Genomic DNA, 21,902 nt, shown 5'->3' with positions numbered 1-21,902 from the left:
AGCGAAGCTCAATTCAACTCTCCGAAGGAGAAATTCAACGATTCAACAGAAGCTTAGTACTTCTTAGGCATTAGTGCTTCGTAAGGCTTTCCTTTAGCCTTTTTGCCTTCTACAATATCCAGTTCGTTGATAATGTGCTTGCAGCCGTATACATTATCAATCAACCATAATAGGTAACGAACGTCCACGTTGATACAACGCTGTAAGTTTGGCTCAAAAGCAATATCACCACTCATCGCTTCCCAGTTGCCATCGAATGCCAATCCGATCAGTTCACCGTTGGCATTGATTACTGGAGAACCAGAGTTACCACCAGTAATATCATTGTTGGTTAGGAAACCGATTCTTAGCTGTCCGTTAACGTCAGCATATCTTCCATAGTCTTTTGCTACGACTTTTTCCTTTACCTCTTTAGGCAAAACAAACTCAGGATTTTTAGGATCTTCTTTTTGAAGAAGTCCCTGAGCAGTCGTATAGTAGCTATAGAACATAGCATCTCCAGGGAAGTAGTCTTTTACGGTACCATAAGTCAAACGCATGGTGAAGTTGGCGTTTGGATAGAATTTTTGCTGTTCTTTTTCTGGTAGTGCAGTATTTCTTTCCAGAATACCTTTTACGTACAAGCGGTTTCCTTCATCGATGATTGCTTGTGACTCCGCACCAGAAGCTCTCACCTGCAGAAATGCCTGTGTAAAGGAATTCATGGATTGTACCAATAGATCATCTCCCATTTTCTGCTGATCCATGCTCTTCATCATACTTTCGACTCCTTCTTTAGAAGTTAGGAAGCTGCTGTCATAAGCGGCCTGAGCAAATTTTTCATAATCGCCATTGTAAGCCGTATCGATCATGGTATAAATAGAAGGCGTTGGCAGTACGCTGTTCTCAGGACGATCCAACACTTCTTTGTACTTTTTCAGCATTGTTGCGAAAAGCGCCTGATCGGTTTCTTTATTGTAGTCCTTGAAGTGCTTTTCAATCGTTTCCTGTACATTTTCTGCAGGCACTTGTCCTTGTGCATAAGCACTCAACATATTTACCAATGTCATTGCTTCTACTGCTCTGGCACCTTGGGTGAAGAGAATAAGCCCTCTGGTCAATGTTTCTTTGTCCTTATAGCCTTTTTCTAGCATGTCCATCGCCTCTCCATATTCTTTTTGGCGTGAAGCGTCTTTTGCTACCCAATTTTCAAATTCCTCTTCCTCTTTTTGTTTTTGCTCGTATACGTGCAGCCTTTTTAGTCCTTTCGTTTGACCAATAAAGTATTTCCAGTAGTTGGCTGTGCTAGCAAACTTAGAAGCATACTGCAGGCGAACTTTTGGGTCGGCATCCATGAATTTTCTCCATGTTTTCAGACGAGCATCTCTCATTTCTACAAACAATGGGTTGAATGTCTCGATTTGGTGCTCTACCCCGTAAGAAGATAGGTAGCGGTCTGTAGACCCTGGGTAACCCATTACCATCGCAAAATCACCTTTTTTCACTCCGTTAATTGATACCGGAAGGTGGTGTTTTGGGCGGTAAGGAACGTTGTCTTTGCTGTATTTAGCAGGTTTGTTATCCTTGCTTGCGTATACTCTGAAGATAGAGAAATCACCGGTGTGTCTTGGCCACATCCAGTTGTCAGTATCTCCACCGAACTTACCAATCGCCTCTGGAGGAGTACCTACCAGACGGATATCGTCATATTTCTCATAAACAAACAGGAAGAACTGGTTATAGTCAAAGAAAGGCTTTACATCTACCTCATAGCCTTCGTTGTCTTTTGACATTTCTTCTTCCATCTGCTTCATTAGCTCCGTAGCTTTTTTAGAGCGATCCTGCATTTTCAGGTCACCTAGCTCTTTGTTGATTTTGTCAGAAACATCCTCAATACGGATAAGGAACTTCGCGAAAAGCCCTTCGATTGGAATCTCCTCCTCATAGCTAGAAGCCCAAAAACCATCTTTCAAGTGGTTTTTCTCCACTGTACTTACTGACTGAATCCCGTCATATCCACAGTGGTGGTTTGTGAAAATCATTCCTTTGTCAGATACGATTTCACCTGTACAGAATCCACCGAAGTTAATGATGGCATCTTTTAGAGAGGAGTTATTGACGTCATAGATTTCTTCAGGAGATAACTTCAATCCTAAAGTTTTCATTTCATCGTAATTGAGTAAGATTGGCAGCCACATTCCTTCGTCGTATGGCTTTTTGGGACTGCTGGCCATTAGTGCCACAGAAACATGCAAAGCTACTAGTAGTAAGCTTAATCCTTTTTTAAGCATATTATTCTAGATATTTAAAAGTGTATGATGATTAGTGTTAGTAAAGTAAATTACTTGAATACAATAGGATACCCCAAAGATTAAATTATTTTTGGAATGTATATTGCTATAAAAATAAGTAATATCTAAAAAAAGATATCGTTTACTATTAAATAAAGTATATACAAAAGAGCGAAATATCACTATTAATATTTTTTATTTGGATTTATTAGGCGTAAAGTCCAAAATAGTGTTATGCTGTCCAACATCACCACAAGAGTATCCTGCTAGACTGAAAATCATACGATTATGAATCTTAAAAAAGCTTTTTTACTGATTGCGTGTAGTTTATCATTCAACGTGTTAATCGCCCAAGACTTTAATACCAATTATCAACAAGGAAAAGCCGCTTTTCAAAGTGGTAATTACAAAAATGCCATTAAGTTACTCCAAGATGCCCGTATGATGGGGAGTGACCAAAGTAATACTCCAGAGTTTTTTGAAACACTGAACTACTTGGCACAATCGTATGAAAAGCTGAAGCGCTACAATAACGCTTATACCTATTATACTTCTTTGTCAACCAAGTTGACACAAACCGGGAATGATAGAACAGCACCTTATGCAGAATTGCAAGTAAATATGGGTGAGGTGTTAATGAACATGAGACGTTATGAAGAGGCAGCAAAGATATTTACTGCAGCACTTCCAATTATAGAAGGAACAAAAGGTATTAAATCTCCGCTATACATTACGGCGCTGCAGAATGCTTCTATGATTTATTCCCGTATGCAAGTATATGATATGGCACTATCGCACTATGAGAAGTTGATTCCTTTAAGTAAAGAAGTATACAAGGGAGCTGGAGAGCAATACGCAAAAGTCTTGCTGGAAGCAACAAACTTGTATGTTCATATCAAAAAGCAAGAGCAAGCATTAGCTTATAGTAACGAGGCAATTGAGGTATTGAGCAAGGCTTCTTTGAATGGGTGGTTATCGATGGCCTATCAGCAGAGAGCTTTGATTTACGAGCACCTGAAAAATCAGGAGCAGATGACTCAGGACTTGAAGAGTTATGTGGAGCACTCAGCCGATAATATCGCCAAGGAGCAAAAAGCATTACAATACAGCATTCATAAACTGGAAGCAATTAAAGGGTATGATGCAATTTATGATTTCCAGTTGATAGAGTTGGAATTATTGAAAAAGGCGCATGGAGAGGAAAGCGAGGAAATCGCCAAGCAATATGAGCATATTGCCAAAAACTTGATCAAGGGTAATCGTCAGGAAGAAGCAATTACCTTTTATCAGAAAGGACTTTTGATCTATAAGGAATCTAGCCTGCCTCATATGCAAACCTTGATGGAAATAGCGGACTTATCGGCAGCCATCGATAACATCCCTCAGGCGGAAGAATATTACCAGAAGGCAACCAATATGATGGAGAAGCACTTATCAGTGTCTCATCCAGCATATTTGGAAGGAGTTACGAAGTTGGTAAGGTTGTATACCGATACTCAGCAGTATGAGAAAGCAAAGCCTCTGCATAAAGTAGCGACAGATGGTGTGATGAAGTCTTTGGGTAAGGATCATGGTTTATACGCTGAAAACCTGGCATGTTCTGCTTGGTTTAAGCTACAAGAAGAAGGCACAGAAGAAGAGGCTTATCAATTATTGGAGCAAGCCTCAAAAATGAAAAAGCGTTTTTACGGGAGCTACTCTCTAGAATATGCTTTATCTGTGAAGGAGCTAGGGGATGCGAAAAGAAAAAAGAAAGCCTCAGAAGCCTTAGCACACTATAAGCAAGCCAAAATACTGATGAATAGCGCGAAAGCATCTACACATAAAGCGGTCAAAGTAATTGATGAGCAGATTGAGCAGCTTTCTGCACAATAGCTTTGTTCATGCTGTTTAATTGAGCTTCGCTCGTTCATAATGTTTAGTTGAGTATTTTTATCAATACTTCGTATTGATCATTATATGCCCTCAACAGGCCTTGATGACCTCGAAGAGGTCATTAATTATTCAACTAAACATTATGAACGAGCGAAGCTCAATTAAACAATATGAACAAAAAAACGGCCATCTTTTTCTAGATGGCCGTTTTGTATATAAACTACAACAGATTGAAATTAAGCAATCGTGTTGATGTTGTTTAGGTCTTCGAATGCTTTTAACAAACGTTGAACCATTGATTTTTCACCTTCTCTGATCCACTTACGAGGGTCATAGTATTTTTTGTTTGGCTCATCGTCACCCTCAGGGTTACCGATTTGTCCTTGTAGGTAATCGTGGTATTTCGCTTCGTAAGCTCTTACACCGTCCCAAGTAGCCCACTGTGTATCTGTATCAATGTTCATTTTGATTACACCGTAGCCAATTGCCTCTCTGATTTCCTCTACAGAAGAACCTGAACCACCGTGGAATACGAATTTCACTGGCTTGTCCTCAGAAAGTCCTTTCTCAGCAACGATGTGCTTTTGAGAGTTATCCAAGATTTTTGGAGTAAGTTTTACGTTACCTGGCTTGTATACCCCGTGAACGTTACCAAATGCTGCAGCCACCAAGAATTTGTGATCTACTTCGCTTAGTTCGTTATAAGAGTACTCTACCTCTGAAGGCTGAGTGTAAAGCTTAGAAGAATCTACGTCAGTGTTGTCTACACCATCTTCTTCACCACCAGTGATACCCAATTCGATCTCTAGTGTGATACCGATCTTAGCCATTCTTTTGAAATACTCTTTACAGATCGCGATGTTTTCCTCCAAAGGCTCCTCTGAAAGGTCAATCATGTGTGAAGAGAACAAAGACTTACCGTGTGCTTCGTAGAACGCTTCGTTGGCCTCCATGATACCGTCGATCCAAGGCAATAGTTTCTTCGCACAGTGGTCTGTGTTTAGGATTACGTGTACGCCGTATGCTTCTGCTACTTCGTGCACATATTTAGCACCTGCTACAGCTCCTAGGATAGCGGCTTTCTCTCCTTCGTTGCTAAGCGCTTTACCAGCGAAGAAAGAAGCACCTCCGTTAGAGAACTGAATGATCACAGGACCTTTCGCTTCTTTTGCTGCTTCCAATACTGCATTAACAGAGTTAGTGTTGACTACGTTAACGGCTGGTAGTGCAAATCCTTTTTCTTTTGCATACTGGTAGATTTTCTCTACGTCTTCTCCAGTAACTACCCCTGGCTTGATGTTGCTAATATCAGTGGACATAATTAAGTGTAAGGTTTAAATAATAAAGTGAATGTGAAACAAAGATAAGAATCTGTGGTATGTTTTATAGTTTCAGGGAATGAATTTTTACGTTTAATAACAATATTCTTAAATTCAAGATTTGCTTACATTTTTCACTTAACTTTCAATTATTTAGGAGGAAGGAATCCTATTAAAAAAAGAAATATTCATTTAAATGATATTTATCAATTTACTAAATGAAAACTCCTATATGATCCCTTATAAAATATAAAATTATATAATATCTTTACGGACTATAATACCTAAAGGAGGTTTGAAAGAAGTAGAAAAATGTATGATTTTTGTACTTTTTATAACTTCTCGTTGTAGTTCTACATTTGAACGATTAACAACTTATATCTATTTGATGGTTCACAACAGAGCCATCTGTCATTAATTAGTTTTCCTCCTAAACCTTAATATGGAGGAGAAAGGGTAAATACGATACCCATTCAACCATTACTGTATCACAGTTTTTTAGAATATGAGCTGGTTTAAAAGAAAAGAGCAAGGAATCACTACTCCAACTAGTGAGAAAAAAGATTCTCCGGATGGCCTATGGTATAAAACTCCTAGTGGCAAGATCATTCACATCAAAGAATTAAAGGAGAACGCTTATGTTTGTCCAGACGATGAATACCACGTGAGAATAGGGTCGCAGGAGTATTTTGAGATTCTATTTGACAATAATACTTTCGAGGAACTGGATGCCAACCTTTCGGCAGGAGATCCATTAACTTTTGTAGACAGCAAAGCATACCCAGAGCGTATTGAAGCAGCACAGCGCAAAACAGGCTTAAAAGATGCAGCCCGTACAGCTGTTGGAAAGATGAACGGTCAAGATCTTGTTGTGTGTTGTATGGATTTCAGTTTTATTGGTGGATCCATGGGGTCAGTCGTTGGTGAAAAGATTGCTAGAGGCATTGACTACTCTTTGAAACATAAAATTCCATTCCTGATGATTTCTAAATCAGGAGGAGCCCGCATGATGGAGGCTGGATTCTCTCTAATGCAGATGGCTAAGACTTCGGCTAAGTTAGCCTTGCTGTCAGAAGCGAAGATCCCTTATATCTCTCTTATGACAGACCCAACCACTGGTGGAGTATCAGCTTCTTTTGCAATGCTAGGAGATTTCAATATTTCTGAGCCGGGTGCTTTGATTGGTTTTGCAGGTCCTAGAGTTATTCGTGAAACCATTGGTAAAGATTTACCAAAAGGATTCCAGAGTGCAGAATTTCTATTGGAGCACGGTTTCTTGGACTTTATTGTCAATAGAAGAGAGCTGAAATCGAAGTTGACTAGCTTACTGAAAATGTTGGCGTAGGTTGACGGAATACATATCAAGTAAATTCTGATAGATGAAAGTGTCTGAACCATGGTGTTCAGGCACTTTTTTTGTTTTCTTAACCTTGGGGAAGTCCTGATAAGTATAGGAATTTTCTTATTTTTGAGATGAACACTGCCTAAGTAGTGCTTATTATTTCAAGCCTTTTACAAAGAATAATATCTCGTTTTTTTTAGTCTATGCAGCCAAGAAGGAATAGTATCGGTAAGAATGTGGATTGGCCCTTGATATTTATTTATCTGGGGGTAGTGTTTTTGGGGTGGATTAGTATTTACGCAGCTGTATACCAGCCGGACGCTCCCACCAGTATTTTTTCTTTAAGTCTTAACTCAGGAAAACAGCTGATGTGGATTGGAGGAGCAGGGGTGATCATCACGGCGATTATGGTGATTGATTATAAGTTTTTTGATACCTTTTCTTATGTCATTTATGTGGCGATCATATTGGCTTTGGTAGGGGTATTATTGATAGGACATACGGCGGGAGGAAATACCTCCTGGTTTAAGATTGGCTTTATACGGATACAGCCTTCTGAGTTTGCTAAGTTTGCGGTCGCCTTGGCGTTAAGTAAGTATTTGAGTGATACCAGTGTCCGTTTGGACCGTATTGGTCCCAACTTTTTCACGGCTATGACGATCATAGGTATCCCTACCGTATTGGTATTGGCACAAAAAGATACGGGGTCAGCAATGGTCTTCTCGGCATTTATTTTTGCTATCTATAGGGAGGGTTTTTCCAGTAATTATATGGTTACTGGATTGACATTCGTAGCGTTATTTATTGTCGCCTTGGCGATGCACTTCTATGAGGACTTTCATTTTTGGCATGTCTTATTAGGTTTGGGTATTCTTGGTGGACTGATGGTTTATGCTTTTCGAAAGAGTTTAACACAAGTATTTTTGATTATAGCACTTACGGTGATGAGTGCCGGCTTTGTTTATAGTATTGGCTATATTCTGGAGAATGTCTTGCGTCCTTATCAGACCAAACGTATTGAGGTACTTTTTAAGCCTGAGATCGAAAAGAGGGGGGTAGGATATCAAGGATGGCAATCCAAGATTACGATAGGTTCTGGTGGAATTACCGGTAAGGGTTTTTTGAATGGTACTCAAACCAAGTTTGAGTTTGTACCAGAACAAAGCACGGACTTTATTTTTTGTACCGTAGGAGAGGAGTTTGGCTTTTTTGGAAGTTTGATGGTGATAGGGCTTTTTGCAGCATTAATTATCCGATTGATTACAGTGGCAGAGCGACAGCGCTCTCGGGGGAGTCGGGTGTATGGCTATTGTGTTGCCGGGATATTCTTTGTTCATTTTATGATTAATATGGGAATGACGATAGGGGTATTCCCTGTGATCGGTATCCCACTGCCATTTTTTAGTTATGGAGGATCCTCTCTTTGGGCTTTTACGATTTTGCTGTTCACCTTTATCAAGTTGGATGCACACCGTACTCAAATGATGGAAAGAGGCTAATGATTGTTCATAATGTTTAATTGAGCTTCGCTCGTTCACATTGTTTAGTTGAGTTTGTTGTTTATTATGTTTTAAAACTAGTAAAACATTATCTCACCTAAACAACATGAACAAGTAAGTACCAGATGAGTCATCCCATATTAACATTTAAGGGGTGGCTCATATTTTTTTCTTTAAAAAGTACCTTTATATATCTAAAAATGGCCTTGAAGAATTGCCGTTAAAATTTTTAATCGTAAAAGCGTCAAGAAAATTCCATTGTTTGAGCGCAGCGAGTTTGGAATTTTTAGCTTTTGCGATTAGAAATTAGGCAAATTCTTCAAAGCCTTGATTTTTTTGCTTCGTTTTTTCATCAAGGAAAAAATGAAGAAGCTCATAAAGGGCTTTTGAGATAGCTGTAAAGTGATGAATTCTCAGAAAGCTAAGCTATTTGTTAATATGGGATGATTCATGTTTTTTATATCCAATCCATTCTTCAATATTTTATTGAATTTCTCTTAATGGTGATGCAAAACATTAGATTATACCATAGTCTCTTGTATTTTTACAAATAGCACATTGAACATATAGCAAGATTAAACCAATCATTTTATACAAATCATTCACTATGAAGCGTCTTACGTTAGTATTACTGTGCCTTTTATCTGGGCATATGCTTTTTGCCCAACGTAATTATGTGGGCCACCAATTACAGAGCGATAAATTAACCGTAGAAACCAATGACGGGACGATAGATTTTATCCCATATACTTCTTATAGTATGGAGGTGAAATTTACGCCAAAGTCAGGAGATCATGACAATGAAGCATCATTGGATGCAGTGATTCTACCACCACAAAAGATACAAGCGGCATTCGACGAGGGGGATAAGGCTCTGGAATATGGGATTGATAAGGGTATCTCCGTAAGAATAAAGAAAGCGCCTTTTGGCATTACGTTCTTCTATGAAAGCCAGAAAATACTGGAGGAATCGGCAGGTTACTTCAATGCGGATACCTTGAAGGGTTTCCGTTTCCAGATAGAAGATGGAGAGCATATCTATGGTGCTGGCGAACGTGCCATGACCTTAGATCGTAAAGGTCACCGTTTTCCATTATATAACCGTGCCCACTATGGTTATGAGGATTATAGTGAGCAAATGAACTTTGGACTTCCATTGGTGCTGTCTTCCAATAATTATGCGTTGTTGATGGATAACCCTCAGGTAGGGTTTTTGGATATTGCCAAAACAAGGAAGAATGAGCTATCCTTTGAGTTGATTGGGGGACGTATGAGTTACTTTGTGATTGCTGGTCCTTCCATGAAAGAAGTTACACAGAACTATGTGAACATGACGGGGTATCAGCCTATGCCTCCAAGATGGGCTTTAGGAAACTTTGCTTCTCGCTTTGGATACCGCTCTCAGGAAGAGGTTATGAATGTCGTGAAGAAGTTCAGAGAGCAAAATATCCCATTGGATGCCATTGTACTGGATTTATACTGGTTTGGGCCAGAGGTTCAAGGATTTATGGGTAATCTGGATTGGGATAGTGCAGCTTTTCCATCTCCTCAGCAGATGATTGATGAGTTGGATAATATGGGCGTGAAAACCGTATTGATTACAGAGCCATTTATTCTAACATCTTCTAGTACCTGGGATGATGCGGTAGCAAAGAAAGTATTGGGTACCGATAAAGACGGACATCCTTTTGTCTTTAACTTTTTCTTTGGAGAAACAGGCTTGGTAGATATTTGGAAACCGGAAGCGAAGGATTGGTTCTGGCAATTTTATAAGAAACAAATCGACCTAGGTGTAGCAGGTTGGTGGGGAGACCTTGGAGAGCCTGAGGTACATCCAAAAGAGCTACAGCACGTCAATGGAAGTGCTGATGAAGTACATAATGCGTACGGTCACGAGTGGGCAAAAACATTGTTCAACAAGTACTCAGAAGAGTACGAAGAAGAAAGACCATTTTTCTTGATGCGTTCAGGGTTTGCTGGTTCTCAGCGTTTTGGCATGTTCCCTTGGTCTGGAGATGTGAATAGAACCTTTGGAGGACTGAGAGCACAGCCGAATATCGCTTTGACGATGGGAATGAGTGGTTTGGGATATATGAGTTCTGACCTGGGAGGTTTTGCGAATGGAGGACAAACCCAGAAAGATGTAGAGGAACTGTATGCTCGTTGGTTGCAGTATGGAGTATTCCAGCCGATTTTCCGTCCGCACGCACAGGAGGATATTCCTTCCGAAGCAATTTTCTTTGAGGGGGAAACCAGAGAGTATGCAGAGGCAGCGATTCAGTTGAGATATAAATTATTGCCGTATATCTATACGCTAGCTTATGAGAACCATACGAAGGGTACGCCATTAATGAGACCGTTGATGTATTTGGAGGAGGAGAATAAGAAATTATTGAATTACTCTGACGCTTACTTATTCGGAAATAACTTCCTGGTAGCTCCTGTATTGAAGAAAGGGCAGAAGTCTATGAAAGTATATCTTCCAAAAGGAAATACATGGTTCGACTTCTATACGGGTAAAGCGTATAAAGGAGGACAGTCCATACAGGTAGATCTTACGATGGACCATATTCCTGTTTTTGTGAGAGGGTTTGTTCCAATGTTGCCATTGATTCAGCATACGGAAGCGTATAAGCTGGATGAGATGGAGGTGCATTATTATAATGATCCTATGGTGAAGAACCAGACGTCTGAAGTATATGATGATGATGGCCGTACCAAAGGAGCTTATGAGAAAGGACAGTATATGTTGATTAAGATGCAGGCAGTACAGAAAGGAAAGAAACGCCTGTCTATGCTATTGAGTAAAGAAGGAGGAGAATATGTAGGGAAGCCACAAGCACAAAAAATCACATTGATGATACACAACTGGACGAAAGCACCGAAGTCTGTCAAGGTGAATAATAATAGTCTTTCAAGAGAGGAATATGAGTATCATGAAGACAAAAACATGATAACGATAAAAACTACTTGGGAAGAAGGCGATTTGGAAGTAAGTATTAAATAATAGAAGAAAAGGGGGAAGGTATGAGAGCATTAGCAATGTGACTTGCACTTTCTCCTTTTTTGTTGATAAACATAGCCAATAAATTAGAGCTTGTTTGGAATACTGATTTAGATAGAGGAATTTTCTTTCTGAATCAGTATTCCAAACAAGCTCTTAGCACATCGATCTTAATGACTATCGCAATAACATGTCTTATAAAGAACAAGATCCGGGAACAGGTACCTACTACTATAAGAAGAGCAAAAGACTAATTCTTCAAGATGGTTCTTTTAATGTGGAACGTATCGGGAGTTTTGGACGCTTCAGGACATTATACCAATGGTTGGTAGATACATCGTGGAGTGTTTTTTTTGTATTGACAGGTAGTGTAATCTTCCTGTTTAATTTATTATTTGCGCTCCTGTATTTGCAGATAGGATTGGAGAATATTTCCGGAGCGATGGTTACTCATGATGGGTACAAGGATTTGCTGACGGCATTTCACTTTAGTGTACAAACATTCTCGACGGTGGGGTATGGTGCATTGTCTCCGGTAGGAGAAAGTGCTAGTTTGGTGTCCAGTTTGGAGGCTCTTTTGGGGTTATTGATCTCAGCTTTGTCTACGGGATTATTGTTTGCCCGTTTTTCCAGACCCAATGCAAAATTACTATTTAGTAATTTTGCCCTTTATACATCTTATAAGAAAACAGACCGTAAGTCCATACAGTTTAGAGTTGCAAATAAACGTTCTAATGTATTGATGGAGCTGGAGGCAACGGTGATCCTTTCCTTGGAAGGAAAGCGTAAGGATGGGACGTATTTTAGAGAATATTTTAGGCTGCCTTTAGAAGTCGCAGATATTCATTTTCTTCCTTTGACGTGGACAATTACCCATATTATTGATGAGGATAGTCCGATGAAAAATTTGAGTAAAAAAGATTTATTAGAGAAGGAAGCGGAACTGATTATTCTTATCAAGGCTTATGATGATACCTATAGGGAAAACCTTTATACGAGACACTCCTATCATATCACTGAGTTTCAGTGGGAGGAGCAATTTGAACGTATTTTTAGGGTGAATAATGAGGGCGGATTTACGATGGATGTTTCCCGTATAGATGCCTTAAAGCAAAAAGAAAGTCATAGTGAATAGCTCACTATGACTTTTATGATTATACGCCTTCGGCAACAACTTCTTTCACAGAAGGAACCATACGTTTTAGCATATTCTCGATTCCGGCTTTCAAAGTGATGGTAGAAGAAGGACAACCGCTACAAGCTCCTTGTAACAATACCTTTACAACACCACTTTCTTCATCGAAAGAGTGAAACTGAATAGCTCCTCCATCTGATTCAACAGCTGGTTTGATATACTCATCCAATACCCCTTTGATTTTCTTAACCGCTTCAGAGTCTGTATCAATGATTACCTGTTGTTCTGGTTGTTGCTCATTGAATAACTCCCCTCCTGTTTCGAAAAATTCTTTTAGGAAGCCTTTTAGTTCAGGAACAACGTCCATCCACTCTACGCTTTCCTTCTTAGTGATGGTAATAAAGTTAGCCATCAAAAATACACGCTCGATGTAGTCAAATTTCTCGAAAAGTGCAGTAGCCAAAGGAGACTTTCCAGCACTTGGTAAATCAGGAAAGTCAAAGCTGTCTCCGTTACCAATTAGCAAGAAGCTTAGCATAAACTTCATGGAATTCGGGTTGGGGTTTGCCTCTGTATATATAGTCACATTCTTAGGATATAACTTCTCCTTGTTGTATTTTATATCTGACATTTTTTATAGAAATTTAGATTTATCCAATGCGTTAACACGTAAGCGTATAGGTTTGTTCAGTTCGTTAGTACTCTTTTAGTTCTATACGCTTGTTTCTGTGATACAATTCATAAGAATTATTACAAAGGTAGAGACTAAGGAGTATTATTCCCACTGATTAATAGACAGATCGTAAGCGGTTGACAGGAATATTCATTTAATAATGCTAAAAACTAAACAAATGCTACGTATCCTTTCCATTTTTTTAATTGCTATAGGTATGTGTTCTGGGATGATAGCCTGCCAGAAGAAAAACGCATATCCTGAAAGTCATTTTTACCAGACGTGGCAGTATGAGAAGTATGATGGAGAGTTGGAGGTGTTTAGAGATGAGACTGTCGATTTACCCTTGATTCGAGGAGGACGAACACAATATACCTTTGAAAAAAATGGTGCTTTTATGAAGAAAGAAACTGGGCGAAATGATGCGTATCTTTTTAGAGAAGGAACCTGGGAGTATCAAAAAGAGGATAGTGTGGTTACCTTGTCTTTTAAGGATGGAACGGAAGAGTCGTTTGAAATAGAAGAGATGGAAGCAGATCGTATGGTCATTAAGCCCTTGATGCGATAAATTTTGTTGAATCGTTGAATTTCATCACTTCGTGATGAGTTGAATAGAGCTTCGCTCGTTCAAAATGTTTAGTTGTTTGTTATTTGAGTAGGAAATGGAACAGAGTCACTAAACATCCTGAACAAACAACTCAACTAAACATCATGAACGAGCGAAGCTCAACTAAACACCATGAACAAACTTTATAGTTGGTATTGCATTAGTATAAATGTAGCAGCACCAGCAAAATACCCCAACAACGCAAGCCAACTAACCTTTTTGAGATACCATAAAAACGGAATTTTTTCCATTCCCATGGCGGCAACGCCTGCAGCAGAGCCAATAATCAAGGCACTTCCTCCAGTCCCTGCACAGTAGGCAATAAACTCCCACATGATATGATCTGTAGGGAAGATGCTTAAGTCATACATTCCCATAGTAGCAGCGACCAATGGAACATTGTCTACGATAGCAGACAATAGTCCCAAAGCTAGACCGATAATATATATATCTCCGATGGCACGATCCAAAAAGTCAGCTAATGACTGTAATAGTCCGGTAGCTTGTAAGCTGGAGATGGCGACCAAAATACCAAAGAAGAAGAGCACGCTGGGAACGTCTACTTTTTTGAGGACCCCCATAACGGATAACTCTGCCTTATGGTGATCCTCTTTATGCTTGTGAAGTACCTCAGTAACTAACCATAAAACACCTAGTCCAAGTAGGATACCCATAAAAGGAGGAAGGTGGGTAACGGTTTTGAAGACAGGAACAAATAAAAGCGCTGTGATACCCATAAAGAGTACGATTCTTCTTTCTAAAGCAGACACGGTATTCTCTTCTGCCTCCAGATCAGGGTCAGGAGTTGGTGCCTCCAATTTTCTGTAGAGTTGATGCCTGTAAGAGAAAGAGGCTACTAAGAGTGGAACAAACAAACATATAGAGCTTGGAAGAATAAGCTTGTGTACGATATTGTTGGATGTAATTTGCCCTCCAATCCAGAGCATAGTGGTGGTAACGTCACCTATAGGAGACCAAGCTCCCCCAGCATTAGCGGCAATCACCACTATACTGATAAAGAATATACGGACTTCCCGTTCCTTGATCAACTTCCTTAAGATAGAGACCATCACAATCGTAGTGGTGAGGTTATCTAGGGCTGCAGAAAGAAAAAATGTGAGTATACTAATACTCCAAAGCAACTTTATTCTTTTATTAGTTGTTATGAAACGTGTTATATCAGAGAATCCTTCGTGGGCGTCAATCAGTTCGACAATAGTCATGGCACCCAAAAGGAAGAAAAGTACACCGGCAATTTCTCCTAGGTATTCATAAAGTTCGTGAACTACAGAATGGGAAGCCTTGTCGCCTAAAATAATATAGGTAGTCCAACAAAGTACACCTATGATTAGAGCTGGAGCTGATTTATCTATTTTAAGATTATGTTCCAGAGCAATGGTTAAATAACCGATGACAAATATGGTTATTATGAGGATTGTCATAGTGGCGTGATCGTTAGTAGTTAGGGTATAATGAGCTATGTAGGTTTTGTGCAAAGCTAAGGACGAAGGAGGTGGGCTACAATGATCGTTTCAAGGAATAACTTGCATGAAGGAAAAAATGTATTTTTGTATTTTTTCTGAAAAGTATTGTACTTTAGCGCTTGGTGTACTTTTTATTGCGTTAATAAAAGTTAATATTCTACTTTTGAAATGACTTTCTTACAGGGCGTCTTTTTAAGGCATAAAACCTGTGGTATAACGACTAAACAAACGAATAAGCGATGTTTTTACATACAACTCAAGAACGTGTGCGTTATGCAGATACTGACCAAATGGGCTTTATGTATTATGGCAATTATGCCAAATTTTACGAGATCGGCCGTGTAGAAGCACTTCGTGCGATGGGTATGAGCTATAAGAAAATGGAGGAAGACGGTATCATGCTGCCAGTTTTGGAAAATTACTCCAAGTTTATCCGCCCAGCCAAATATGATAATCTGGTGACGATTAAGACGATGCTCAAAGAGATGCCTAGTACGAGGGTACGCTTTGAGTATGAGTTATATGATGAGGAAGGCGCATTACTAAATATAGGTTATACGACACTTGTATTTTTGAGTGTAGAAACACAACGACCTTGTAAGGCTCCTGAGTCATTGCTACAGTTGTTGGCTCCCCATTTTGATAACACAACTTCAAGACCATGAGTACATTGAATAAATGGCTATCTGAAAGTAAGGTAGGGGAATCTGTTGTGGAGTACCTAAAAAGCATTCGTTTTAAGAGTGTGGGTGCATCACTCTACAGTATTATCAATGTCTTTCTGTATAAGCTGGATCAGGACGATACGTTGCAAAGAGCACAGGCTGTAGCATTCAATTTTACGTTAGCGATCCTACCTACAATTATTTTCATTTTTACCTTGATTCCTTACCTTCCTATTGATGGGTTTGATCAGATGATCTTTGATTTTCTTAAAGAAATGATCCCCACCTATGTGATGGAATCAGCACAAATTATTATTGAGGATATAATCTCTCGTCCAAGGAGCGGATTGATGTCCTTTGGTTTCGTGTTGGCGACGTATATGGCAACCAGTGGTATGCGATCATTGATGGATGCGTTTAATAGTTGTTGCTCCCAACAGGAAAGAAGGAGTATTTGGAAGCTATATAGTATAGCCCTACTACTGACATTCTTGTTGGCTTTTACACTATTCTCAGCAATTATATTGTTGATTTATGGAAAGGTGATCTTAACCTTCTTGGTGAAGCAAGGATTTATTGATACGTTCTTTGTGTATTACTTGATCTATGTCTTGCGATTTATTGTAATGATTTTTCTGATGTTCCTGAATACAGCAACTATCTATTACTTTGCACCTACACAAGAATCTCGTTGGAAGATGATTTCTCCGGGATCTGTGATTGCAACAGTACTGGGAGTAACAGTCTCTTCAATATTTTCTGTATACTTAGAAAACTTCAATACGTACAATAAATTGTATGGATCGATTGGAGCTGTTATTGGGGTAATGTTTTGGCTACTAGCGATTTCCTATGTCCTATTGCTAGGGTATCAAGTAAACAGTGCATTGGATATGACCAAGGAGCAGATGCAGCAAAAACAAAAGAATCATAAAAAAATACCAGAATATATTGCGTAGTATAAATTAATCGTGCATATTTGCACCGCTATTGACCGAAATAGTTCGCTAGAGGATTGGCAGAGTGGTCGAATGCGGCGGTCTTGAAAACCGTTGTGCCAGCGATGGTACCGGGGGTTCGAATCCCTCATCCTCTACAAATTTTCAGAGTATATTCTCTTAACGAAGGGGATGAATTATTCTTGATAAAATACAAAAGCAACAGATCATTTAGAGGATTGGCAGAGTGGTCGAATGCGGCGGTCTTGAAAACCGTTGTGCCAGCGATGGTACCGGGGGTTCGAATCCCTCATCCTCTACAAGTTTTCAGAGTATGTTCTCTTAACGAAGGGAATGAATTATTCTTGATATAAATACAAAGCAACAGATCATTTAGAGGATTGGCAGAGTGGTCGAATGCGGCGGTCTTGAAAACCGTTGTGCCAGCGATGGTACCGGGGGTTCGAATCCCTCATCCTCTACAACGACAATAAACATATTGTCTTTTATAATATACGATATAGTATATTGCATTACACTTCGAAACCATTCAGAGGATTGGCAGAGTGGTCGAATGCGGCGGTCTTGAAAACCGTTGTGCCAGCGATGGTACCGGGGGTTCGAATCCCTCATCCTCTACAACACAAAAGAGTTTGAAAATGGAGATTTCCAATTTCAAACTCTTTTTTTTGCTCTATCGCTACATCTTTTACCCTGTTGCCGATTACTTCTCTTTTCCAAATAGCCATAGCAGCGCATTAGGCATACGTTCTGCCCAATACTTTTCGCTATGTTGGGCTTCTTGGTCAACCGTATAGAATAGATCTACACCTTCCTTAAAACCTTTCTCTTTGAGCACCTTGATCATAGCATCTACCCCAGGTTGTAATCTAGCTTCCAGTCCCACCCCTCCATTGTCAATGTATAGTTGTAGATCTTTCTTGTAGCTTTCCTTAACAGGCGTTACATAGTCAATGGTAATGTTGTCTCCTTTTATCTTAAAGGCAGGGGACATACAGATGGCCTTGCTGAAGACTTCGGGATACTCCCAAGCCAGCATCATGGAAATCAATCCTCCGGCAGAGGAACCACCTACAGCGGTATATTCTCTTTCTGTTTTTGTGCGGTATGTTTGATCAATGAACGGCTTTAGCTTTTCAGTAACAAAAGCCATATAAGCGTCACTACCTTCTCCAGGCGTATATTCATACGTTCGTTTATCGGTACAATAAATACCTACAACAATGATGGGCTCTATTTGCCCTTCTTCAACGAGACGAGTAGCTGTTTCATCGATTTGCCAATCTACCTTGTAAGAAGCGGTGAGTGGGTCAACGATGTTTTGGCCGTCCTGCATATAGAGTACGGAATAACGTTGCTCTGGATTATTGTTATAGTTGGGAGGGAGCCATACAATAACATCTCTATCTAAAATTCCTTCATAAGTCATTTGTTTATGATAGGCTACGTCTCCTGTGATTTGTCCTTCAATAGGAAGCGCCTCTCCTGCTCTCCAGTGAGTGATCAAGGTTGTTGTAAGGGTATCTTCCGCTACAGTCAGTACAGCGTTTTCCATAGGCTTTCCGTCGCTTTGAGCGGCTTCTGTTTCCCAACTCCCCTTAGTAAATTTATATTCTATAATTGTTTCTTTAGGCAGCTGTAGTTGTGTTTTCCATATACCATTTCCTATATGCTTCATCAAACGACCATCAGCTTGCCAACTGCCTAGTTCACTCAAATTCCCTGTAATGTAAATGCTATCTGATTCAGATAGTGTTGGTGCTTTTACTTGTATATTGACAGTGACTGTGTCTGTCTTTTTATCACAAGAAGCTAGAAAGGCGATACTTAAAAGTAAAGCAGTGATTATTCTTGATTTCATAAGTATAGTGTTGAAGTTATTTGTCTGGAAAAGGTACAAAAAAAACCTTCCAGAGAACAATGTCTCCAGAAGGTTATATATTTTATTCTGTTGCTTGTGACCCAATCTGGATCGAAGTTCCAAAAAAGGTCTCAACTCACCGGAGGTGAATCTCAACAGAACGAAGTTCTACTCAACAAACCGCCTAAGCGGTCTCAACGCAGCTTACAAGTGGATACACTCGTCGTAAGCCTCAGCTACAGCCTCCATTACCGCTTCTGAAAGCGTTGGGTGAGGGTGTACTGCAGTGATGATCTCATGACCCGTAGCTTCTAGCTTACGAGCAGCTACAGCCTCTGCAATCATCTCAGTTACGTTAGCACCAATCATGTGACAACCTAACCACTCTCCGTATTTTGCATCGAAGATAACTTTCACGAAACCTTCCTTGTGACCAGCAGCACTTGCTTTACCTGATGCAGAGAATGGGAACTTACCTACCTTGATGTCATAGCCAGCCTCTTTTGCTTGCTCCTCTGTGTAACCTACAGAAGCAATCTCAGGAGAACAGTAAGTACATCCAGGGATATTGTTGTAGTTCATCGGCTCAGGGTTCATTCCTGCGATTTTCTCTACCGTGATGATTGCCTCGTGAGAAGCAACGTGTGCCAATGCAGGACCGTCTACGATATCACCAATGGCATAGATACCAGGGATGTTGGTTTGATAGAACTCATCTACCAATACTTTTCCTCTATCGTGAGCTACACCTGCATCTTCTAGTCCAATACCTTTGATATTGGTATCTACTCCTACTGCAGAAAGAACAACATCACACTCGATGGTTGTTTCTTTATCTTTCTTAATATCTTTTACAGTAACTACACAGCCTTCTCCTGAAGTGTCTACTTTCTCAACAGCTGCGCTTGTCATTACTTTGATACCTTTTTTCTTGAAGCTTTTCGCTAGCTCTTTAGAAACATCTGCATCTTCGTTAGGAACCAATCGTGGAAGGAACTCTACGATGGTTACCTCAGTACCGATTGCTGCATAGAAGTAAGCGAACTCAACACCGATCGCACCAGATCCCATTACAACCAATTTCTTAGGTTGCTTAGGCATCGTCATAGCTTTTCTATAGCCGATAATTTTCTCTCCGTCGATTGGAATATGTGGAAGTTCTTTGGCACGTCCACCAGTAGCAAGAATAACGTGTTCTGCTTCGTATACGGTTTTTGTTCCGTCCTCAGCTTCAACTTCAACTTTCTTGTCTGCAGTCAAACGACCAAAACCGAAGATTTTCTCGATCTTGTTTTTCTTCATCAAGAACTCAACACCTTTGCTCATTCCACCAGCAACACCTCGGCTTCTCTGTACCATAGCATCGAAGTCAATAGTATGGTCTCCTACGTTGATTCCGTAGTCTTTTGCGTGGTTGATATATTCATACACATTGGCACTTTTCAATAGTGCTTTGGTAGGAATACAGCCCCAGTTAAGACAGATACCTCCTAACTCAGCTTTCTCTACTACAGCCACTTTTAGACCTAGTTGAGAAGCTCTAATAGCTGCAACATACCCACCTGGGCCACTGCCAATAACAATTACATCAAATTTTGCAGACATAGCGATAATTTTAAATTAAAACCTTTATCGTTCTATAATTTTCGTTTTCAGTGAATTAAGGGAGGTCTTTAAGAAGTGTAGATCTCACTAAAATTCATACAAAAATACGTTATTCAGACAGATATAAAAATAATTCATCTTTTTTAGGACTTACTACTATTTTTTGGGCATAGCATCTATTTATCCTGTGATAACTTATAATTTTGCAGAATAGGATGTTTTCCTGATAAAGTTGTAGAGTAAAGGAAGTGTATGCGATAAATGTTTGGTCGTTAATAAAAATTTTTAAGATGAATAAATCAATATTTAGTCTGTTAGTAATCAGTAGTTTATTGTATTGGAGTTGTGCCGATCAAAAAGAAAAAAGTAATAGTGTCTGGCAGAAGGATAAAGAAGTGACCACTCAAGTTTCCTCTTCTGATAAGGATTTCTTGATCACGATAGATACGGACTCAGGTACGATGAAAGCAGTACTTTTTGAAGACACCCCTTTGCATCGTGATAATTTCATCAAACTAGCCAAGCAGACTTTCTATGATGACCTTCTTTTTCATCGGGTAATTCAAGGCTTTATGATTCAGGGAGGCGATCCAGACTCTAAAGATGCCTCTCCTTATGCACAATTAGGGGGTGGAGATATAGGGTACCTCATACCTGCAGAGATGACGTCCAATCGAAAGCACTTTAAAGGTGCAATAGCGGCAGCGCGCAAAGGAGGACCTACTAATCCAGAGAAAAAGTCTAGCGGTTGTCAGTTCTATATTGTCGATGGTATGGAGCTAACTCCTCAGGTATTAGAGAATATGTATGTAAAAATGGATAGTCTGTATAAGTACTTTGGCTTGTTAACGCAAGATGAGGAATATGCCAGCTTACAAACAGAAATGTATCATTTACAGCAACGTCAGGATAAAGAAGGAATGCAGCAGTTTATCTTGAATTATAAAGATACTTGTGAACAACGTTTTAATGTGGAGCTAGATAAGCCTTTAACGGAAGAGCAGAAAGCCCGTTACCTGAAAGACGGTGGCTACCCGGCTTTAGACGATAACTATACTGTCTTCGGACAAGTAGTAGAAGGGTTAGAAGTTATCGATAAAATCGCTTCCATGCCGACAGGAAGAGGAGATCGTCCTGTTCAAGATATCAAAATGACCGTTACGGTCGAAGAGGTTTCCAAAGAGCAACTAAAGCAACAATACGGATTTCAGCAATAATATTATTAAGGTTGAATAATTAACCGGCAGTTGAGGCGGTGTAAGCCGCCTTAACAAAGCCATTTAGTAGTATGACGGTTAACTGCTATCTGGTCGTAGCGTCCTCGCTACGACCTTAGCATCCATTGAGCGTCTTCGCTCAACTTTTTTAAGGCTATTGGATAGTATACAGTTTATCGGTCATCAATAATAAGCGATAACCGATAAGCAATAAACCTAAATGATACGACTGTTTCAATCTTAACTACTATAGTTATATCCTCAACCTTCTTCATAATCTCCCCTCACCTTTCCCCTTAAAAATCAATCATTTGATGAGTGTTGAAGAAATGTCTGATTCAACTTGAAATATCTTCACTTTCTTTCTGTGGAAACTTTGAAAAACTA

15 protein-coding genes and 4 tRNA genes are annotated in these 21,902 nt (G+C 39.7%); 13 read left to right on the top strand and 6 right to left on the bottom strand.

All coding sequences use genetic code 11. From position 1 onward, the window contains the following. Positions 1 to 53: 53 nt before the first annotated feature. Positions 54 to 2,270, bottom strand: a complete 2,217-nt coding sequence (locus tag ABD985_RS07955; protein ID WP_345370715.1) for a S46 family peptidase — start codon at positions 2,268 to 2,270, stop codon at positions 54 to 56. A gap of 288 nt (positions 2,271 to 2,558) precedes the next feature. Between ABD985_RS07955 and ABD985_RS07950 the strand changes: the two genes are divergently transcribed. Next, positions 2,559 to 4,145 carry a tetratricopeptide repeat protein gene (locus ABD985_RS07950; RefSeq protein WP_345370713.1) on the top strand — a complete coding sequence of 529 codons (1,587 nt, stop codon included), beginning with the start codon at positions 2,559 to 2,561 and terminating at the stop codon, positions 4,143 to 4,145. A gap of 236 nt (positions 4,146 to 4,381) precedes the next feature. On the opposite strand, the gene fbaA is transcribed toward ABD985_RS07950, so the two are convergent. Then, a complete protein-coding gene (gene fbaA, locus ABD985_RS07945; protein ID WP_345370712.1) occupies positions 4,382 to 5,464 on the bottom strand; it encodes a class II fructose-bisphosphate aldolase in 1,083 nt (360 codons plus the stop codon). 505 nt (positions 5,465 to 5,969) lie between these two features. On the opposite strand from fbaA, the gene accD reads away from it, so the two are divergent. The 4 genes from accD (at position 5,970) to ABD985_RS07925 (ending at position 12,444) form a co-directional block, all read left to right on the top strand. Then, positions 5,970 to 6,809, top strand: a complete 840-nt coding sequence (gene accD, locus ABD985_RS07940) for an acetyl-CoA carboxylase, carboxyltransferase subunit beta (RefSeq protein ID WP_345370709.1) — start codon at positions 5,970 to 5,972, stop codon at positions 6,807 to 6,809. A 200-nt stretch (positions 6,810 to 7,009) separates the two neighbouring features. Continuing rightward, the gene (gene rodA, locus ABD985_RS07935; protein ID WP_345370707.1) at positions 7,010 to 8,305 is read left to right on the top strand and encodes a rod shape-determining protein RodA; all 1,296 of its coding nucleotides are present in this window, start codon (positions 7,010 to 7,012) and stop codon (positions 8,303 to 8,305) included. Between the two features lie 607 nt (positions 8,306 to 8,912). Then, positions 8,913 to 11,312, top strand: a complete 2,400-nt coding sequence (locus ABD985_RS07930) for a TIM-barrel domain-containing protein (protein ID WP_345370706.1) — start codon at positions 8,913 to 8,915, stop codon at positions 11,310 to 11,312. Positions 11,313 to 11,499: 187 nt separating this feature from the next. Then, on the top strand, positions 11,500 to 12,444 hold the full coding sequence (locus ABD985_RS07925; RefSeq protein ID WP_345370704.1) for an ion channel: 945 nt from the start codon (positions 11,500 to 11,502) through the stop codon (positions 12,442 to 12,444). A gap of 19 nt (positions 12,445 to 12,463) precedes the next feature. Here the strand turns inward: ABD985_RS07925 and ABD985_RS07920 are convergent, their stop codons facing one another. Then, positions 12,464 to 13,075 carry a NifU family protein gene (locus ABD985_RS07920; RefSeq protein WP_345370702.1) on the bottom strand — a complete coding sequence of 204 codons (612 nt, stop codon included), beginning with the start codon at positions 13,073 to 13,075 and terminating at the stop codon, positions 12,464 to 12,466. A 202-nt stretch (positions 13,076 to 13,277) separates the two neighbouring features. Between ABD985_RS07920 and ABD985_RS07915 the strand changes: the two genes are divergently transcribed. After that, on the top strand, positions 13,278 to 13,685 hold the full coding sequence (locus ABD985_RS07915) for a lipocalin family protein (RefSeq protein WP_345370701.1): 408 nt from the start codon (positions 13,278 to 13,280) through the stop codon (positions 13,683 to 13,685). Positions 13,686 to 13,867: 182 nt separating this feature from the next. On the opposite strand, the gene nhaD is transcribed toward ABD985_RS07915, so the two are convergent. Continuing rightward, a complete protein-coding gene (gene nhaD, locus ABD985_RS07910) occupies positions 13,868 to 15,166 on the bottom strand; it encodes a sodium:proton antiporter NhaD (protein WP_345370700.1) in 1,299 nt (432 codons plus the stop codon). A gap of 281 nt (positions 15,167 to 15,447) precedes the next feature. Here nhaD and ABD985_RS07905 point away from each other — a divergent pair, with 281 nt between their 5' ends. From ABD985_RS07905 to ABD985_RS07880, 6 genes are all read left to right on the top strand, one after another. Beyond that, the gene (locus ABD985_RS07905; RefSeq protein ID WP_345370698.1) at positions 15,448 to 15,873 is read left to right on the top strand and encodes an acyl-CoA thioesterase; all 426 of its coding nucleotides are present in this window, start codon (positions 15,448 to 15,450) and stop codon (positions 15,871 to 15,873) included. Next, complete coding sequence (locus ABD985_RS07900; RefSeq protein ID WP_345370695.1) at positions 15,870 to 16,832, top strand: YihY/virulence factor BrkB family protein; 963 nt, start codon at positions 15,870 to 15,872, stop codon at positions 16,830 to 16,832. The genes ABD985_RS07905 and ABD985_RS07900 overlap by 4 nt, the downstream gene beginning before the upstream one ends. A 50-nt stretch (positions 16,833 to 16,882) precedes the next feature. Further along, positions 16,883 to 16,969, top strand: a tRNA-Ser gene (locus ABD985_RS07895). 75 nt (positions 16,970 to 17,044) lie between these two features. Next, positions 17,045 to 17,131: transfer RNA gene (locus tag ABD985_RS07890), tRNA-Ser, on the top strand. 75 nt (positions 17,132 to 17,206) lie between these two features. Then, positions 17,207 to 17,293: transfer RNA gene (locus ABD985_RS07885), tRNA-Ser, on the top strand. Positions 17,294 to 17,363: 70 nt separating this feature from the next. Next, positions 17,364 to 17,450: transfer RNA gene (locus tag ABD985_RS07880), tRNA-Ser, on the top strand. An 85-nt stretch (positions 17,451 to 17,535) separates the two neighbouring features. Here the strand turns inward: ABD985_RS07880 and ABD985_RS07875 are convergent. Both ABD985_RS07875 and lpdA read right to left on the bottom strand, forming a co-directional pair. Continuing rightward, positions 17,536 to 18,693, bottom strand: coding sequence for an alpha/beta hydrolase-fold protein (locus ABD985_RS07875; protein WP_345370693.1), 1,158 nt, complete (start codon positions 18,691 to 18,693; stop codon positions 17,536 to 17,538). Between the two features lie 204 nt (positions 18,694 to 18,897). Continuing rightward, positions 18,898 to 20,298, bottom strand: coding sequence for a dihydrolipoyl dehydrogenase (gene lpdA, locus ABD985_RS07870; RefSeq protein ID WP_345370691.1), 1,401 nt, complete (start codon positions 20,296 to 20,298; stop codon positions 18,898 to 18,900). A gap of 290 nt (positions 20,299 to 20,588) precedes the next feature. Here lpdA and ABD985_RS07865 point away from each other — a divergent pair, with 290 nt between their 5' ends. After that, the gene (locus tag ABD985_RS07865) at positions 20,589 to 21,515 is read left to right on the top strand and encodes a peptidylprolyl isomerase (RefSeq protein ID WP_345370689.1); all 927 of its coding nucleotides are present in this window, start codon (positions 20,589 to 20,591) and stop codon (positions 21,513 to 21,515) included. The last annotated feature ends 387 nt before the right edge of the window (positions 21,516 to 21,902 follow it).

The sequence above is a fragment of the Algivirga pacifica genome (assembly GCF_039543525.1).
Lineage (GTDB): Bacteria > Bacteroidota > Bacteroidia > Cytophagales > Flammeovirgaceae > Algivirga > Algivirga pacifica.
Note: the sequence above shows the minus strand (reverse complement) of the source record. Positions and strands in the feature narration are given on the sequence as shown.

Coding starts and splice junctions, on each gene's coding strand:
- ABD985_RS07955 (WP_345370715.1), bottom strand. CDS start 2,270: ATGCTTAAAAAAGGATTAAGCTTACTACTAGTAGCTTTGCATGTTTCT.
- ABD985_RS07950 (WP_345370713.1), top strand. CDS start 2,559: ATGAATCTTAAAAAAGCTTTTTTACTGATTGCGTGTAGTTTATCATTC.
- fbaA (WP_345370712.1), bottom strand. CDS start 5,464: ATGTCCACTGATATTAGCAACATCAAGCCAGGGGTAGTTACTGGAGAA.
- accD (WP_345370709.1), top strand. CDS start 5,970: ATGAGCTGGTTTAAAAGAAAAGAGCAAGGAATCACTACTCCAACTAGT.
- rodA (WP_345370707.1), top strand. CDS start 7,010: ATGCAGCCAAGAAGGAATAGTATCGGTAAGAATGTGGATTGGCCCTTG.
- ABD985_RS07930 (WP_345370706.1), top strand. CDS start 8,913: ATGAAGCGTCTTACGTTAGTATTACTGTGCCTTTTATCTGGGCATATG.
- ABD985_RS07925 (WP_345370704.1), top strand. CDS start 11,500: ATGTCTTATAAAGAACAAGATCCGGGAACAGGTACCTACTACTATAAG.
- ABD985_RS07920 (WP_345370702.1), bottom strand. CDS start 13,075: ATGTCAGATATAAAATACAACAAGGAGAAGTTATATCCTAAGAATGTG.
- ABD985_RS07915 (WP_345370701.1), top strand. CDS start 13,278: ATGCTAAAAACTAAACAAATGCTACGTATCCTTTCCATTTTTTTAATT.
- nhaD (WP_345370700.1), bottom strand. CDS start 15,166: ATGACAATCCTCATAATAACCATATTTGTCATCGGTTATTTAACCATT.
- ABD985_RS07905 (WP_345370698.1), top strand. CDS start 15,448: ATGTTTTTACATACAACTCAAGAACGTGTGCGTTATGCAGATACTGAC.
- ABD985_RS07900 (WP_345370695.1), top strand. CDS start 15,870: ATGAGTACATTGAATAAATGGCTATCTGAAAGTAAGGTAGGGGAATCT.
- ABD985_RS07875 (WP_345370693.1), bottom strand. CDS start 18,693: ATGAAATCAAGAATAATCACTGCTTTACTTTTAAGTATCGCCTTTCTA.
- lpdA (WP_345370691.1), bottom strand. CDS start 20,298: ATGTCTGCAAAATTTGATGTAATTGTTATTGGCAGTGGCCCAGGTGGG.
- ABD985_RS07865 (WP_345370689.1), top strand. CDS start 20,589: ATGAATAAATCAATATTTAGTCTGTTAGTAATCAGTAGTTTATTGTAT.